This window comes from Enterobacter cloacae complex sp. EB5 (assembly GCF_031432835.1).
GTDB classification, from domain to species: domain Bacteria; phylum Pseudomonadota; class Gammaproteobacteria; order Enterobacterales; family Enterobacteriaceae; genus Enterobacter; species Enterobacter hormaechei_C.
The window spans coordinates 3,309,172-3,325,240 of the sequence record NZ_CP133860.1 but is presented as its reverse complement, the minus strand read 5'-3'; the positions used below and the strand labels follow the sequence as shown (position 1 = coordinate 3,325,240).

Here is a 16,069-nt window from a genome sequence, read left to right as displayed (position 1 = left end):
AGAGGCCCCGTAAGAGACCTCCCGTTACCATGTTCCCGTGATTCTCCCGATCTGCACCCTCAACACATTGTTGGCATCCTTGACACTGATCGTTTGATTAGTCTGCTTCATGGCTCCCTCACCAGCTGTCGAACCGTAGTTCTCAAACGTACCTCCCTTATCCAGCCTCCATCCGACTGAGCCAGCGACATAGTTATTGGACTGGATGTAGTTGCCAATCTTGGCGTTGCCGATGGTGCCGTCCTGAATGAAGGTTTCCCGGATAAACACCTGCCCGTTCTGGATAACGAACGGCAGTGTAACCGCTCCCCCCGCCTGCGCCATGACGGCGAAGCGATCCGCCAGGAATAGCACCTGCGACTGCATGCCCGATGGAGTGTTTTCTACACCGATCCCCATTCCGGCGGCATACTGCTTTCCATTCGCGTCCACGGCAACCTTGATGCTGTACATCGCCTTCAGGTCACCACTAACGTTTGCTATCGCCTGAGCGTTAGTGCTGATCGCTGAAGTGTGCCCGTTGATGGTCGCCGTGATGCCGTTTATCTGCGTGGCCGTGGCCTGCTGGTAATCGGAGAACGTCTGATTCAGGTTGTTGATTGCTGCCTTGTTGCCGTTCACGTCAGTCTGCAAACTCAGCAGCGAACGCGATGTTGCCTCCCTGTCGCTTGCCATAACATTATCAATACGATCGATGCTGGCCTTGCTGTCACCGTACTGCGCGCTGAGTGTCATCCGCTGATTAACCTGCGCAAGCGTACTCGTTATTAGCGCGATGGAGTTACTCTGAATGCCGCCGCTGGCAGTATCTGTCCTTGCTCCCAGTTCCTCCAGACGGGATGCCATTGATGAAGTCGTGTCGGTGACAACCTGTCGCAACGTGGTGATATCAGCAGTATTTTGCGAGCTGACTTGCTCGGCCGCATCTGCCTTACCTGATGCAGCGTCAGCTTTACTCGAAGCCGAATCAGCTTTATCAGAAATTACCTGAGTACTCGCAGTAAGCTGGTCGACAGCTGTCGCCCTCGCCTGCGTTTCATCTGACAGAGCCTGCCTTACCTCGGTAATTCCCGCCTCGTTCTGCTCAGTTTTTGCCTCAAGACGAGTAACATCCGTGACGCGAGCCTCTGTCTCAGTGGCGATCACCTCCCGGAGCTGTTCGAATGTCGCAGAGTTAGCGCCCTGTTGGGCTGTCTGGCGCACGACAACATCGGCAATAGCCAGCGCGTTTCCGATGATTGCTTCTGCTGTCTGCTTATTCGAACCTACGGCGGCAGCCAGCCCATCGGCGTTCTCCTTAATTGCATCAGAAAGCTCGGCCAGTTTCTCGTTACTGTCTACAGCACTTTCAATCAGATCCTTAAATACCTCGGAATCTTTAATCTCCTCCAGGATCGCATCGGTGATATCGGATACATCAATGCTGGCCTGTCCGCGCACAAAGTCTGTATACCCTGATTCGTTTCCGCTGCGGTCCACCAGCTGCGCGCGGTACCAGAAAATTTGCCCTGCCTTAAGGCCCATCTGCTGATACTTGCGCTGCGGATAGGGTACATCTGCCAGCAGCATCGCATCGTCTTCCGTCCCGGTCAGGCTGTACTGAATTTCCGTCTTCAGCGTGTCGTCGGTGTTCGCCGGGAATCCCCAGCTAAGCTCGATACCGAAAACCACATTATCAGAAGCGATGAAGCCGACCGGTTTCGGCGGATTGCCCACTTTACCCGTAAGATTTACTTCTGATGATGTCACCCATACTGATGAAACGTCGCTGGCGTTCACCGCCCTGACACGGACCAGATAGCGACCCGAGTAGATACCCTGCACTTCAAAGCCGAGAGAAGACGTTCGGGGCACACTAATCCAGTTGCCGCTGTCACGCCGCCATTCCGCCTCGTACGCAACTGCACCCTGAACAGAATCCCAGGCAACGCGCATAGTGGTAATCGCAATGTTCTGGTTAACCGTAGAGTAACTGTCTACGACAATATTTCCTGGGGGAGCCTGAACCCCCGGTGGAATGACACTGACTGGCCGCTCGTCCAGTCTTGCGCCGGTATCAACAGCGGAATAGATATCAGGGTTGTAAGTCGTCCCGGTGACCTCGAAAGTGCCGTCGTTGTTGTCCCGCGTTCCCGTAACACGGAAAAGCGCTATAAACAGATCGTCAGAGTCCACACCCCAGTTACATTCAGCCTCCGGCGTTTCGCTGTAGGGTGTGGTGACAGTGACTGTGTTTCCGTTAACGGCCTGGACGGTTCTGGCCTGAGCTGTGCCTGATGGAAGATTCAAAAACAGCCGGTTCCCGGCCTTCACATCAGCGGCGCGATCGAGGGTTATGTTGCGGCCGTTAACCCCACTCACCCTGCCGCCGATAGTTCTTCCGGCCAGCTCGTTAGCAGCCACGCCGATCACCTCCCCGACAGGTGGAACGTCCATGCCCGTGCTGAAGGTCACCACCTCGCCGATACCGTTAGTGAGCAGCGCCCAGCGCCCCCGCCGGTTTGCCTCTGACTGCCTGGTGCAGCCGATCGCAGTCATTTCGAGCTGACGATAATCGAAGCGCATGGCCAGATCGTTATCGTAAACAGGCTCAGGCGTGTCTTTATAGTGGTTGGCAGGGTCTGACCAGTTCACCAGCGCGGCAGTGTTTCGGGTGGTTTCACTCGGATCCGCAAAGGTAAATTTTCCTTCAACAACGCTGGCGTGGTTATAGATGTGCCACACATCCCGTGGCATATCAGCCAGGACATACATCTTATTGTCGCCCCAGTACGTCATGCCGCGAAATATACCCGCCAGATCACGAAGTACAGTCCAGGCGTCATTACGGTCCTGGATATAAACGTTGCAACGAAAACGAGGCTCCGTCCCACTTCCGCCCTTGCCATCTGGTACCAGTTGATCGCAATACTGGGCGATGCGATAAAGCTCCCATTTGTCTATCTGAGTCGCATCAATTCTTTGACCCAGCCCGAAGCGCTCGTTCAGAATGATGTCGTAATAAATCCAGGCAGGATTATCCGTCCATGCCCATTTAAATACGCCCTCCCATGTACCAGAATAAGTGCGGGTTTCGGGATCATAAGTATCAGGTACACGGATGATTCGCCCTTTCGGATTACACACAACCTGAGGAATGCCATTAGGGAACTGCGTTGCGTCAAACTCTACATACAGCAGCGCTGTGTTAACGTAGCGAAGTTTGGCGTCAATAATTTCAGTAACGGCCACAACGCGCATGGTGTCGACGATATTCACGCTCGTGGAATCCGGCGTGATTCTGCGAACCCGCAACTGCCATCCAGTCGAGGCTTTCGGAAGATTGACGCGGTGACTGCGCTCATAAAGCGACGTGGTTTTGTCATCAACAGCACCGTTAACCACCGTTTCATACGGCCCGCCATCGACCGACAGATCGATAGCATACTCTACGCGGGTGCCGACTTTATCGCCGTTGTTTTTCTGGAGTAAAAGAGTTGGCCATCCCAGGCGAATTCGCAGCGCAGAGAGCTGCGTGTTGGATACCGCGCGCACGTACGGCACAGCCTGTTTCAGCTCGTATGAAACCTGAAGTTCGTTTTCAATGCCGGGGAAGCCCTGAATGTAGTCCTGGTCCTGAGTACCGGAACGGAACTCATATTTCACATTATTGAAGTTATAACTTCCGTCGGCGTTCTGAAGAGGCGTGTAGGAAGATGAGTCACCAAGAAAAATGTTTTTACCATCAAGCCCGCCAGCGAACTCACCCTCTCCAAGCGCAATCAGCACCTTTGCCCTTGCAATGGACTGAATGCTGTCCGGTGCTTCAATGGGTGTTCGGGTCTGATTGCTGCCACCTTTACCGCGGCCTTTGATGATTGTCGTCGTCATATCGCGTCCATAAAAAAGCCACCGTCAGGTGGCTTGCAGTACGTGGTTTGGTTTATTGCTGATCTTCTGCATAAACCCCGGCGGATATAATGGCGCCGCCAATTTCCCGTTGCCCATAAAGCAGGGGAACGGGATTGCCAGATGCTGTCGTGTTAACGGGACCACCAAACGCATAGGAGGGTTTGTTATCAGGTTCCTGACGCATTCGCAGACCTGAAACCTGAGGAGAGAGCATCTGCACTACACCACCAACGGCCATAGAACCAGCTGCGGCATATAGTGCCATTTGTGTGCTTGCTGCCCATCCTATTGGGTTCCACCAGGTAAAGGCCGCAATTGCGGCGGCAGTAACAATTTGAAAGAGCCCCGCCCTTTTACTACCGCGTATGACAGGGATAATACGGAGCTCATCACCAGGCCCAAGAAGATCAAACTCTTCCTTGCCTATGTTTATTTGGTTTCGGAAGATGACAAAGTCCAGCCCTTTCGCTCTGGTCTCTCGCAGGTAGGCATCAAATCCGTCAATGGTGTTAGAAAGTGCCCTGAACACTTCGCTGGCCGACGTTAGTGCGCGGCGATGTGTCCTGCCAAATCGCTGAGCCATTGAGCCGCTGAGTTTGATAACGGTTTTTCTTTCCATTACATCAAATCCTTATAACGCAGAATTTTGATGGTACGGTCACGGTAATAGCCACCGTAGGGAATACGCTGGCTTAGCTGGCCATACATGTGATGCAGTAGCATGTTGCCATCAAGCAAAATCCCGGCATGGTTCGGGACGGTGGACTGAACCTGCATGATAACCATGTCACCTGGCTGAGCGGGACCGTCGTACTCACGAAAACCGCATTCCTGCCAGTTGTCCATATAGAGGTTTTCACCCTGCTCCCACCAGTGGCGATCTACGCTGTAGTTGGGCAGTTCAATGCCGTGTTCGATGCGGAAATAGTCCATGATGAGAGACCAGCAGTCTGCATATCCGAGAACAAACTGGCGCCCTGTGAGGGGTCGGTCTCCGCGAGGCATGACGGTGCGAATGTCGCCCTCCGGCCACGATGCAATAATCCACGGCAGTTCCGTGGCATCACACATCAGCATGTCGAGCTCGCTCGGTTGGGTTGTTGCCCCGTCGCCGGGGTGACTGTGGACGATCGCCACCACAGTTCCCTGCTCTTCGGCGGCCGCATAATCCTCATGATTGAGTTCAAATTGCTCAGTCGGCGACTCAGCATTATTTTTGCAGGGGATGTATTTCTCCACCCGCCCCTTCTGAATAACCACGCCACAGCACTCCTCGGGGAAGGATGCGGCGGCATGCGCCAGAATGGCGCTAACTGTTTTGTCGCGCATGATTATCCTCTCAGAAGTGAAGCCCCGGGGAACCCGCCATAATCCAGCTGCTCATTCTCTCCGAAACGAGGTTTGCAGCCCGTTGACAGCAGTCCGGAGCAAACATCCTGTGAAGGATCATCCACCCGGTTGCCGTCTTTATCGAACCAGCCGTTTTGCCCGGCGTAGGTGCAGCCATTCCCGGTTTTGTACCAGCCCCGCATGCACCACGTGCACATTGGCTGAATTTGCCGGGTCGGAATGAGTTGCCCGCGCAGATCGGCTGGACTGGAAAGCTCAAACTCTACGGTTTCATCGTCTGATCCTGATTTACGGTCGATGTAATAAACCTGTTTGCGCTCCTCGTTGGGATTCGCAGTCGGGTTCCCGTCAGGAAAATTTCTTACGTCCAGATAGTGGGCGAAGGTGTCATGGATGATCACCTTTGCTTTAGCCATCCCCTGAAATCTTCGGCACAGCGCGCCAATCGTGCCGCTGATGTTTGCAACGGTGAGAGACGGCCGTGAACTCTGGCCGTCACTGCTGACAGATATGCCGGTCAGTTCATACGGCCACGCGCCATACTCCTGCCCCTGCCACCACACCGACTTCGGCTCAAGTTTTGACTCGTCGCCGCCTGCGGCGATGATTTCCGCCTCGGTATGGGGGATTGTCTCGTTGTGAAAGCGAAGAATACCCGCACCGAACGCTGAGCCGTCCACCTCGATCAGGCGGACGCGCTTACCCGGTTCCAGTTTCTGGACATCAGATGAAATACTCATGGATGGTATGCCTGTATGAATGTGCTGCTGAGGGTGTATTTTTTGTTGCCGTGGGTAGATATCTGGAAGGATTCCGCGCGCCATAAACCTGAAGGCTCAAGCGGCGGCTTCCAGATAAATGACTTCCACCCTGTATGTCTGTTCAGAAAGTTTTTAATGGCCTGAATGTAAGCCTCGTCGCCGGTAAAGCTCACGCTCCACTGAGGTGTTACCGGGTTGATGCCGTCCCCGGCCACCTGTGTATAGCCATCGCCAAACTGCGCCTTTCGGGTACGAAAATTTGTATCAACCTGAGAGGCAACCTTTGGGCACCAGCTGAAGGTTTCGACTGCCATGGTTAAACTCCCTTGATTAATCGCCACAGAGGCGAGCCCGGCATGCTGGCCTGTTCGTTAATGACGCCAGTGATGGCATCCTTAAGCTGCCTGCCTGCTGCTCCGGCAGTGCCCTGACTGGACGCCTGTGGAGATCCGCCCTGAATATTGATATCGCCGAAGTTAACTGAAGGCACACCACCAGAGACCTGAGGAGTACCGACTGCCCGAACGCCCAGCGACCCATCAGCAGCACGCGTGAGCGGCATAATGGCTTCCGGACCTGCCTCGGCAAAAACCCCTGCACCTTTGGCAAAAGCAAACAACTGAGGCGTCTGAAAAACGCCATTGCTGTAGGCGCTCAGGGAAGGAGAGTCATAAACATTACCCTTCGCATTAAAGGTAAAGTTCGCGCCAGCATTCTGAATAGCGGTACCGCCACTAGCGGTAGCGGCCGACGAAGCCCCAAAACTGAACAGTGAACCAATTGAGCTGACGCCATTAGCAACAGCCATGTTCACCAGAACGTTCTGGATGATCTTCAGTACGCTCACGCCCCAGTCCTTCCAGCTGTCAACGTTGCCATTGAGCATGTCGGTGATCGTGGTGACCGCGCCACCCATGGCCTGCTTCATGCCGTCAGCGGCCATGGAAGAATAATCAGTAGCTTCGTCCACCCAGTTCGCATAACCCTCAGACAGTCCCGTCATCCAGTCGTCACGCTGCGCATCAGAAGCTGCGTAATATCCCTCCTGGTCGCGCAGGCGCTCTTCGAGGTAGCGCTTATTAAGTGCCAGCCCCTGCTGATAGAACGTCTCGTCGATTTCACCAGCCTGACGCTGGCGGAGAAGATCGGTATTCTTCTGCTCAAACTCCTTACGCAAATTGAACTGCTCCTGAAGTCTTTCACGGAACCTGGTTCCCTGCCCGTAGCCCAGCAGTTGCGCTTCATTGGCTGCGCGGGCGCTGGCGTTACTGTCAGCAAGGTTGGCTTCGTAATTTCGCAGTTGCTCACGTAATTTAACCTGGTCAATCAGCGCAGCATTCTGCAATACCGTCTTTTTCTGGGCTTCTGTCAGAGAAGCAAGTTCGCCCTGGCTGACCTGGTATTTAACCTTCGCCAGTTCAGTATTCTGGCCTTGCAGGGCAATCTGCTCTTTTTGCTGCTTGATAAGGCGCTTATACACATCCTCGGTTTTCTCGCCTTCGGTTTTACCGACCTTCGCCTTAGGTTTGTTGGCCTCATTATTCCGCCATTCAGCAAGACCGTTATTAATCAACTCCTGACGGCCTGTCTGGAATTGTGGATCACTGGTTAACCCCAGGTCATCGGCGGCATAACTCAGTCGCAGGCGCTCTTTTGCTTCACCCTTCAGGCGTGACAACTCCAGATCCCGGCGGCTCTTTTCGAGGGCATCGGTTTGCTTTTTGTCGAGGTCGGCCTGCGGAAGTCTGAGCGGGACGTTAGCCAGCCCTTGCCGGGCCATTAATAGCTGATTTCCCAGACCCAGCAGGCGGTTAAATTCAGTATGCTGACCATTCATCATGATCATCGACTGATATACCGCATTCTGTCGCCAGGCTTGTTCGCGTATTAAATCATTACGACGCCGCTCAATTTCTTCGAGAGCCTGCTGTATGCCGCGAGATTTATCTCGCATACCATTTAACTTCCCCTCTTCAACAGCGAGCTGATCTGTGGCGATGGCAATAGCTCTTAAAATATCCGCATCGTTAACGCTAGTTATACCTGGCTGTCCACGGGCTGAGTTCAACTTATCAATTTCATCTTTTAAATTTCGGACTTTTTTGGCTTGCTCATCAATCAGACGATTTTGCTCTACCAGAGCACCAACAGTCCTCCCCCTATTATCGTCTGTTTCAGACAAAGACATGCGGGAAGTTTTTTCTCGTATCTCGTCGATTTGACTGGCATATTCCTGAGCAGAACGCCGAGCCTGCTCCTGATTTTGATACATCGCATACCAGGCTCCTGCTCCCAGCATCACCAGACCCGGCACGCCGCCAATCAGGCCAAGCGCACCACTCATCAGGCGAGTACCGACAGATGTTACGCTATTGAGATTGCTTTGAGTCGAAACGCGGTTTGCGAGGTTCCGGCTTAATGAAGCCTGGGTCGCGGACAGACGCCTTTCAGCAATAGCTTGAGCATCAGCGTTTTTAGCTGCCACCAGCCCTGCCTGCGCGCGCTCAAGAGCAGTTCTGGCCCTGACTTTTTCCGTAGCGGTGCCACTTGCAAGAGCGGTTGTCAGTCTGGCTTGCGCTGCTGTAACTTTTGCCTCTGCTGCCGCAATTTTCTCTTGCTGGGCGGCCTGAACATCTGCGCTTCGCGATCGCTGAACAGCCTGCTGGGCTCGATAAACTTCTGCCCTTGAAGCTGCAACAGCAGACTGAGCCGCTTTATCCTGCGCAACAGCAAGTGCAACCTCTGACTTAGCCGCTGAAATTAGCGCACCTGTTGCACTCGTGGCGCTGGTTACAACTCCGCTTAGGTAGCGAGCCAGCCCCACGCCAACAAGCGCCCCAGCGACTGTTGTAATTGTTGACATATTGTCAGCAACGTCACTCAGCGCGCCGCTCACTGCTGATGAGGTAAAAGAATCAAGCGTCTGGGCAACATTATCCAATCCGCCAGACAGCGCATCAGTAGCACCGGTTGCCTGGTTTACACCGCCCACCCAGGCCATGAATGAGTTAGTTACTTTTTGAAGGGACCCAGAAACCGTTTGTGGCATGCTGGCAAATTCGCCCTGCAACGCTCCTAACTGGCTCATTAAAGCTGGGACAACCTTATCAATCGTAAGCTGTCCCTGGTCAGCCATGCTCTTCAGGTCTTTGCGGGCCACGCCCATTCCCGCAGCCAGAGCGCGGATTACACGATCACCGGCTTCGTTAACGGCATTAAATTCTTCACCGCGAAGAACGCCTTGTGCGAGCGCCTGGCTGAACTGAGTGATAACAGAACTCGCCTCCTGAGTGTTAGCCCCAGAAAGTTTTAGGCCGGTAGAGACAGCTTCGGTAATTTTCAGAACTTCGTCAGAGCTATAGCCGTACTCGCGCATTGAGGCTGCTGCGCGGGAAAAAAGGTTTGCGTTATCTGAAAATGCCGTGCCGGTTCTTTGGCTTATTTCCATTAACTGACGCTGTGAAGCGGCAAAATCATCAGCAGAAGATGATGCCTGTTTGAGACGAGCGTTTACGGAGTTCCATTCATCAGCAATCTGCACAATTTTACCCGTTGCAAAGGCTGCCGTAGCTGCGGCGGCAGCCCTTCCAGCAGATGCAAATCCGGCGGTCAAATCAGAGAGCGCCCTTTCGCTCTCTCTGGCAGCAGCAGCGGCCTGCCGACCGCCATTTTGCATGGTTCGGTAATAATCCTGCCCCATGCGTGAGGCGCGGGAAATTTCCGACTGGAATGACTGCGAGTTAGCGGAAATTTTGATTATTAACTCACGTAATGTTGCCATCAATTTTCTCCAGGCGAAAAAAAAGCCCATCAACGGGCTTTTTGTTGTGATATAAACCTCATGGCTTGTCTAAAAATTCTCTCAGAGCTTCCGATTTATTGCATGAATCTTTATTAATCGTCATCCCTGCCTCTTTTTGCTTTTGACAGAAATAGTAGTAATCATCGTTTGTTTTTATATAGCCCATGAATTTAAAAAAAGCCTTTTTACACAATTCAGGATTTGCATGATCAGAGCAAATCGTAGACGTATAGCTTTGCAACTCATTTGGTTCTAATGGAGCCAGTGTTTGAGTTGCATTTGAAACACAACTGAAACCAAAAAATAATACAAATAAGACTAGTTTTTTCATTGCCTTCACCAAATCATTAAAAAAAATAATCCTATTATTTTGTAGTTCATTTGTCACTGAGTTGCAGCTGTAAGTGCAGCTTCAAGCCCTGCAAATGGGTCCTTCGGTGCTGATTGCTCATCACCACCCCAGCGCAGGATCGCATCGTCCAGCGGTACTTTTGCCCCCTGCGATCCGTAGATGGCAGAGACGAGCTGAGCTGCCTGAATGTCACCACGAATATCGCCAACCGGACTTTGCCTGTCGTACTCAATCCACATCAGAAGCTCGCTTGCCGTCATATTCTGCCGAAGCTCTGAGAGCGTGCGCCCCATTCGGAGCGCAAGCGACATCAGAAACTTTACGCCGGGGGTTGAGACTTTTCCCGCGCTTCGTCCGCGTTGTTGATCAGGTCAAGCGCCTGTTTGAGCAGGCGTGAATGGACGGGGCCGTAGATTTCACGCACCTGCTCTTCTTCGTCTACGCTGAATACCGGTTGCTTATCGGTGTCACACAGAACGTCAATGAAGAGCACCACGTCAGCGCAAAGATTACGGTGTGCCTTTTCCGATACCGACACATTTTCATCATCAGCACCCGTTTTCACCACTTCCTGCCAACGCAGCCAGGCTTCACCTGACGGCTCACGAAGAACCACTTTGACGCCTTCCCACTCAGGAACGGCGACCGTCTTATGACGAAATCCCGACATCTTAGCCAGGGCGAGATTTTTAATATTCTTCATGAGACCTCTCAGGAGCCAGACTCAATGTTTTCAGGCTTACCTTTCAGGCGCAGGGAGAACGTTGCCGCCACTACGCCGTTGGTACCTGAAGACCAGGTGTGCTGGCGAATTTCAGCCAGGAACTTAAAGCCCTTGCCGGAAGGGAAGATCACCTGGAAAGCGTAGGTCGTATCGTTGCCATACGCTTCACGCAAGGCGTCCTGCGCCGGATTCTTGTAGAAGTTTCCGGACAGGGAGATTTCTGACGGAGAAGGCAGGCCGTTAATGTTCTCCTGCTCTTCTGAGCAAAGCGTTGTTACGTCGATATCCTGCTTCTGGCCACCGGTGAACTGAATTTCTTTGATGGTGCAACTCAGATCGAGGAAGGTTGCGGAATCCATCGTTTCTTTGGTGGCTGGCAGGGAGGAAATAAGGATCTTCGTCAGCTGCGATTTTTCATAAAGTGCAGACATAGTTGTCTCCATAAAAGTAAAAACCCGCCGAAGCGGGAGGTGGGTGTCTTTCTGAAAAGAAATTACTAAGTAAATCAATCATGCCTGGAATGCTGAGATTGTCAGCAACAAAGACCATTTCTCGAGTTTAATTGATGCCTGGTAAGTACATCTGTACTTCATCAACCACCCGCTCCCGCGCAGAAAGGAGGATTTTCTTTCTGCCGCCGACACCCCACTTCGCCATCTGGCTGGCGCACTGGCTTATCGCTTTAGTCTCAGTATTAATGATGTGATCTAATTTATTCAGGCGTGACATGGCACTGATGCCGAGGCGAACCACTGTTCTGAACACCTCATATACTTCAATCTCAAACTCAGGCTTAATCCAGGCTGCGTAGCGAATGGCCAGTAGCTCAACGCCCCACACTCCAGGTTCATCACCACCATTAACAACTCTAAGTGGTTGAATTTGTTCCAGAGTGCTTTTTTGCACTTTGGATTTAAGTGCCTTGATAAATCGCTTTACCTGAGCGCTACGTAAAAACTGACTTGGACGCTGCTGCTCTGTAGCCTCTCCGTTTGCGACCGCCGCAGCATGGAGATCATTGAGGTTATAGCGTCCCTCGTCATCAACGCGAACGGAAACGCCGTTTACTGATACGGTTGGATATTTCATGAGATTTACCTATAGAAAGTGAGCCTGTCACACAGAGATAGCCGCCCTAGAGTACAACTAACTCTCAGGCTCGCTTTCTGTAGGCTCCAGGATTATAACGTGCGCGTGTGAAGCGCGGTGTCAGAGGTAATAAAAAACCCGCCGGAGCGGGTTGTTCAGGGTTGGTTAACGTTTCAGGATGTGATCCGAAAATCGATCGTGGCGCGGTAAAGCCGGAAATCGGGTTCATAGCCTTGAATTTTCGTTATCTCAGTCGGAGCCAGGGACTTAACGGCCTCCAGCGCATGATCGCGAATGGATCTGGCTTCCTTAATGGTCAGTGAGTAAACATCGATCTGCACTGATGTGCTGGATTCCGCCTGGCCACACAGTACGTCAGCGGAAACATCATCGACGATGGAAAAGATAATCCAGGGTGGCGAGACAGACGGTTTCCCGTCACTACCTAATGGCGCAACATAGGGATATACCCGTCCTTCTGCCAGGGGAGAAAGCAAGGCGTAGATATTATCTTCATTCACTTGCTCAATACCTCATCAATAGCCTGATTCATCCTGGCAATGGCGACGCTGGCGGCCTCTTCCTCGCGAGTATCGTAAGCGGGTCGCACAAACGGATGTGCAGGCATGTTCGCGGTGCCCAGCTCAACGAATCGCCAGTAAAAGGCGTTTCTCGGGTTATTCGCCTTCATCGTGTTATCGCTGTTGCCGGTGCGCAGGTTAACGCCACGAATATGGACGCCGGAAGAAATTTCCCCGCGGCGGCGGCTTTTTTGGGTCACCACCACCACGTTTTTTTTCAGTTTTCCGGTGCGTACCGGTGCACGTGCGATCACTTCTTCCTTAAGCACTTCCGCGCCGGCGCGCGTGGCATCACGAAGAACCTTATTGTTTTCAGCACGGCTAAGCGCCTCGAGATCCTTTGCGATGTCATTTAAACCGGAAAAATCCAGGCTCGTCTCAATCATTTTTCAGCCCCCAGTTTGCACAATATCTCAAGACGCTCACCCTTTTCATCAGGGATAGGCGGGCCTATAACGTTAAGTGTTTTACCTCGATATGGTCCACTCTGAACCTTTATCCTGGATGCCGCAGTTATTGTTTCTCCCGATTTTCCGCGAACCCATACTCTGACATCAGCCTGGGCAATTTCGGCGCCTGCTGCCATTAATTCTCTTCCGCTCCGGCCTCTGATATCTGCGCGGATGGTTTCACCATCCACCCATGTTTCAACTGGCTGGCCTGATGCGTCACGGATATGTACGGGGTTTTGTATCACAATAATTTGTATGAGCTTACCAGCGGATATAGCCATGAACGCCCTCAAATAATTGTCGGAAGTCGGAGATCATGAATTAAAAACGATACAGAGAAAGGAAGCTCTCCATGAAGTAAATCTTCCTTATCAGCCAGGTCGGGATTTCGGTACAACATGCCCACCAGACGCATCGTGGCGGCCTTCATCCGACTGAGCGCTTCACCCTCTATTAACTTTCCTGTCTCATCAACGACCTTGTCCCGGCTTCCCTGAATAAAAGCCAGCAACACCGAACTGGCTTCCTGTATTTTTTCCTTAAGTGGGCCGTCGTCAGCATCATGATCAATGTGCAGGTGTTCCTTTATCTCATCCAGTGTCACAAGTTCAATCACGTTTTATCCCTCCCGTCGCGGCCACGCTTGGCTGCCAGCGTCCAGCCTTTCGAACCTGCCTCACCAGGCTTGTACTGGGTCTGCTCGTCGCAGTGCCAGAGCGAACCGCCCCATGTAACTGTGTCGCCAGGCAGATATTCCTGACCGGATTTGAATACGCCCTGATAAATCATCACAGGCACGTCAAAGGATTTGGTTTCGCTGGCGCCACTGGTGCGGTTAACCGTCAGGGTGAAGCTACGCTGCTCAGATTGCTGAATATCAATACCTGCCACACCATCAACAAGACACTCCCAGCCACGCATACCATGGGTTTTCTCGTAAGCGCGCCACAGGCCACCGTTATGCGTGGCATAGCTGCCACGTGGATAACTTTTCCCCTCATCAATGAAAGGTAGAATCTCCAGCGACAGGGCGTCCCGGCCATTTTCTCCATCTTTACCCGGCTCTGCTGCGGGCAGAGCTGCAATCGCCTCATTAACCAGCGATTTCACATCTGGCAGCTCCGGAATGGATGCTGAAACCAGCTCCTGAATCATCGGCTGGACGTCTTCAGTCGTGACACTTTTACCGTCACGCGGTACCGGGATGGCGGCTACCGCCTCGCTGACAGCTTCTTCAACTGCCTGTTTAAGCATGGCGGGATCAAAGTCTTTACCGTCCTTTGGTACAGGTATCTCTGCCACGGCATTGCTGACCAGTTCCTGTAAAACGGGGGTAATATCGTCGACCGTGACACTTTTACCGTCCTGCGGTGCCGGGATAGCAGCGACCGCTTCGCTGACCATAGCGCCGATATCCGGCAATTCAGGAGCCTCAGGAACCGGAAGGGATGCCACTGCATCAGCCAGCAGCTTGGTAAAGTCAGGTGCCGGTGTATCCTTCAGGGACGCAACCTCAAGAGAGAGCCTGGTAAGGTGCTCTTCCGTTGTCTGCTGATAGTCACTGAGGCTTTTTCTGAAAGACTCACGAAGCTCGCCAAGCGCAAGGGAAAATTCCTCTCCAAGAGCCCTGATAAGGGAAAGTTCACGTTCATTCATTTGGTTAACAATCCTCTCAGCATGGCTTTTGCCGCTGTCAGTTCAGATTCCGACATGGATTTCCCGTTCGCATCGTCAGATGTGGTACGGCTGCCGGCGCCGGATTTGGCAAACGGGTCATCCGAAGCATCACGGCGCGCCAGCGCTTCAAGACTGAAGTTCTGCTGCTGAAGATACAGTGCGTCGCCGCCGGGTAAGGGCGGAAGGTTTTCACTCCGTCGCGCCTCATTTGGCGTCAGAATGGTATTTTTCACACCCTCGCCGAGTGATTTGATACGGCGTTCGCTGTCCATACGCAGCAGCGCATTAACATCAAACTCAGTCCCTGTATCACCCTCAAGTTCAAACGCTTCATCCAGCAGCAATTCGATGGACTCAATCAGTGACTGAAGACACTGTGAGTAATACTGCTGATCCTGCGCCTCGATGTTGTCATGCGTTGGCAGTTCACCGATGCCAACCTTATAAGCAGGCACGTGAAATACTGAACAGACAATCTGCGCGGTCATGCGAAGCTGTTCGACAGTTTGTGCATCAGCAGCTGAGACCGTCCGGGGAACATATTTCGCACCATTGCTCAGAATGGCGGTTCTACCCGCATTTTCCCCGGTATAACCAGTGTCCCAGTTTTTTTGGATCTTCCTGGCGTTCTCTTCCGTAATCGAGCCCGGAACCTCGATAACACCGCTGGGTTTCCCGCCATTGCGGAAAAAGTACGCTGAGCTTTCCTGAATATGGTGACCCTGCATTGCAGCCAGACCAGCAGCATAAATCGGGGAAAGACCAATAAGGGGATGGAACAGACAGTTGAACCGATCGTGAATAACCTCTCGTGCCGGTACAGTCACAGATGATTCAATACCGACCATGTTATCCGGATTGATCTGGTAGAAGACAGAGCCATCATCAGCTACCAGCGGCGTAACCTTGTTCCAGTCCAGCAGCCTCAGCTCGGTTATCTCGCCGCGATTGTTCCGGATCTTGAGCGCAACGGTATTACCTTCGCACAGCTTGGAATTCAGCCAGTGCTCAAAGAACTGGATGCGGTTCTGAAAGGCATTTGGCCTGGAATACAGCGAGGCTATCTTTCCGGTTTTAATTTCCCTCCGAACGCCATTTGTATCCTGTTTCATCAGGCGCGGAGGCATTTTAGCGATATCACTTGCGATCAGAGATATGCAGGAAAACACAGCATAATAGGAGAGAACCGTTTTGGGCTTAATTTCCATATTCTGCTGCCAGGCCCCGGCGTAGGGTTCGTGGACATAACTGAACATCGGTGTCCAGCCCCCGCGGTTGACAACAGGCTGCTGTAGATTTTTGACTTGCCCCTCTTTTCTTCGGAAAGGATTCCACATTAGCCGTTCTCCGCTCTACGCTTATTCTTCCTCACCCTGGTAGTTACCTCGGT

At 52.4% G+C, this 16,069-nt stretch carries 16 protein-coding genes and 1 pseudogene; all 17 read right to left on the bottom strand.

Features of this window, described 5'->3' with window-relative positions; translation table 11 throughout:
* Positions 1 to 24: 24 nt before the first annotated feature.
* The 17 genes and pseudogenes from RHN82_RS16000 to RHN82_RS15920 all read right to left on the bottom strand — a co-directional run bounded on the left by RHN82_RS16000 (position 25) and on the right by RHN82_RS15920 (position 16,016).
* Positions 25 to 3,870 carry a phage tail protein gene (locus RHN82_RS16000; protein ID WP_310398385.1) on the bottom strand — a complete coding sequence of 1,282 codons (3,846 nt, stop codon included), beginning with the start codon at positions 3,868 to 3,870 and terminating at the stop codon, positions 25 to 27.
* A 52-nt stretch (positions 3,871 to 3,922) separates the two neighbouring features.
* Positions 3,923 to 4,510, bottom strand: a complete 588-nt coding sequence (locus tag RHN82_RS15995) for a tail assembly protein (RefSeq protein WP_032648711.1) — start codon at positions 4,508 to 4,510, stop codon at positions 3,923 to 3,925.
* Positions 4,510 to 5,220 (bottom strand): C40 family peptidase, encoded by a 711-nt coding sequence (locus RHN82_RS15990; RefSeq protein WP_022648880.1) that lies wholly within the window; start codon positions 5,218 to 5,220, stop codon positions 4,510 to 4,512. The genes RHN82_RS15995 and RHN82_RS15990 overlap by 1 nt, the downstream gene beginning before the upstream one ends.
* Positions 5,221 to 5,222: 2 nt before the next feature.
* Positions 5,223 to 5,981 carry a phage minor tail protein L gene (locus RHN82_RS15985; RefSeq protein WP_022648881.1) on the bottom strand — a complete coding sequence of 253 codons (759 nt, stop codon included), beginning with the start codon at positions 5,979 to 5,981 and terminating at the stop codon, positions 5,223 to 5,225.
* Positions 5,978 to 6,316, bottom strand: coding sequence for a phage tail protein (locus RHN82_RS15980; RefSeq protein WP_045349444.1), 339 nt, complete (start codon positions 6,314 to 6,316; stop codon positions 5,978 to 5,980). Before RHN82_RS15980 ends, RHN82_RS15985 begins: the two co-directional genes overlap by 4 nt.
* Positions 6,317 to 6,318: 2 nt before the next feature.
* Complete coding sequence (locus tag RHN82_RS15975) at positions 6,319 to 9,783, bottom strand: phage tail tape measure protein (protein ID WP_063259367.1); 3,465 nt, start codon at positions 9,781 to 9,783, stop codon at positions 6,319 to 6,321.
* A 58-nt stretch (positions 9,784 to 9,841) separates the two neighbouring features.
* Positions 9,842 to 10,135, bottom strand: coding sequence for a hypothetical protein (locus tag RHN82_RS15970; RefSeq protein ID WP_001549116.1), 294 nt, complete (start codon positions 10,133 to 10,135; stop codon positions 9,842 to 9,844).
* A 53-nt stretch (positions 10,136 to 10,188) separates the two neighbouring features.
* Positions 10,189 to 10,467, bottom strand: a complete 279-nt coding sequence (locus RHN82_RS15965; protein WP_023305929.1) for a DUF4035 domain-containing protein — start codon at positions 10,465 to 10,467, stop codon at positions 10,189 to 10,191.
* Positions 10,468 to 10,475: 8 nt separating this feature from the next.
* Positions 10,476 to 10,859 carry a phage tail assembly chaperone gene (locus RHN82_RS15960; RefSeq protein ID WP_040117541.1) on the bottom strand — a complete coding sequence of 128 codons (384 nt, stop codon included), beginning with the start codon at positions 10,857 to 10,859 and terminating at the stop codon, positions 10,476 to 10,478.
* 32 nt (positions 10,860 to 10,891) lie between these two features.
* Positions 10,892 to 11,311 (bottom strand): annotated as a pseudogene (locus RHN82_RS15955) (phage tail tube protein); the annotation flags it as partial.
* A 127-nt stretch (positions 11,312 to 11,438) separates the two neighbouring features.
* Positions 11,439 to 11,969, bottom strand: a complete 531-nt coding sequence (locus tag RHN82_RS15950; protein WP_023337467.1) for a KilA-N domain-containing protein — start codon at positions 11,967 to 11,969, stop codon at positions 11,439 to 11,441.
* Between the two features lie 173 nt (positions 11,970 to 12,142).
* Positions 12,143 to 12,490 (bottom strand): DUF3168 domain-containing protein, encoded by a 348-nt coding sequence (locus RHN82_RS15945; protein ID WP_045340058.1) that lies wholly within the window; start codon positions 12,488 to 12,490, stop codon positions 12,143 to 12,145.
* Positions 12,487 to 12,936 carry an HK97-gp10 family putative phage morphogenesis protein gene (locus tag RHN82_RS15940; RefSeq protein WP_040117538.1) on the bottom strand — a complete coding sequence of 150 codons (450 nt, stop codon included), beginning with the start codon at positions 12,934 to 12,936 and terminating at the stop codon, positions 12,487 to 12,489. The genes RHN82_RS15945 and RHN82_RS15940 overlap by 4 nt, the downstream gene beginning before the upstream one ends.
* Positions 12,933 to 13,283: a phage head closure protein gene (locus tag RHN82_RS15935; protein WP_049019486.1), complete on the bottom strand. Its 351-nt coding sequence runs from the start codon at positions 13,281 to 13,283 to the stop codon at positions 12,933 to 12,935. Before RHN82_RS15935 ends, RHN82_RS15940 begins: the two co-directional genes overlap by 4 nt.
* Before the next feature lie 8 nt (positions 13,284 to 13,291).
* Positions 13,292 to 13,618, bottom strand: a complete 327-nt coding sequence (locus RHN82_RS15930; protein WP_032665932.1) for a head-tail connector protein — start codon at positions 13,616 to 13,618, stop codon at positions 13,292 to 13,294.
* Positions 13,615 to 14,658 (bottom strand): phage portal protein, encoded by a 1,044-nt coding sequence (locus RHN82_RS15925; RefSeq protein ID WP_049019487.1) that lies wholly within the window; start codon positions 14,656 to 14,658, stop codon positions 13,615 to 13,617. Before RHN82_RS15925 ends, RHN82_RS15930 begins: the two co-directional genes overlap by 4 nt.
* Positions 14,655 to 16,016 (bottom strand): phage portal protein, encoded by a 1,362-nt coding sequence (locus RHN82_RS15920; RefSeq protein WP_049019488.1) that lies wholly within the window; start codon positions 16,014 to 16,016, stop codon positions 14,655 to 14,657. The genes RHN82_RS15925 and RHN82_RS15920 overlap by 4 nt, the downstream gene beginning before the upstream one ends.
* Positions 16,017 to 16,069: the final 53 nt, after the last annotated feature.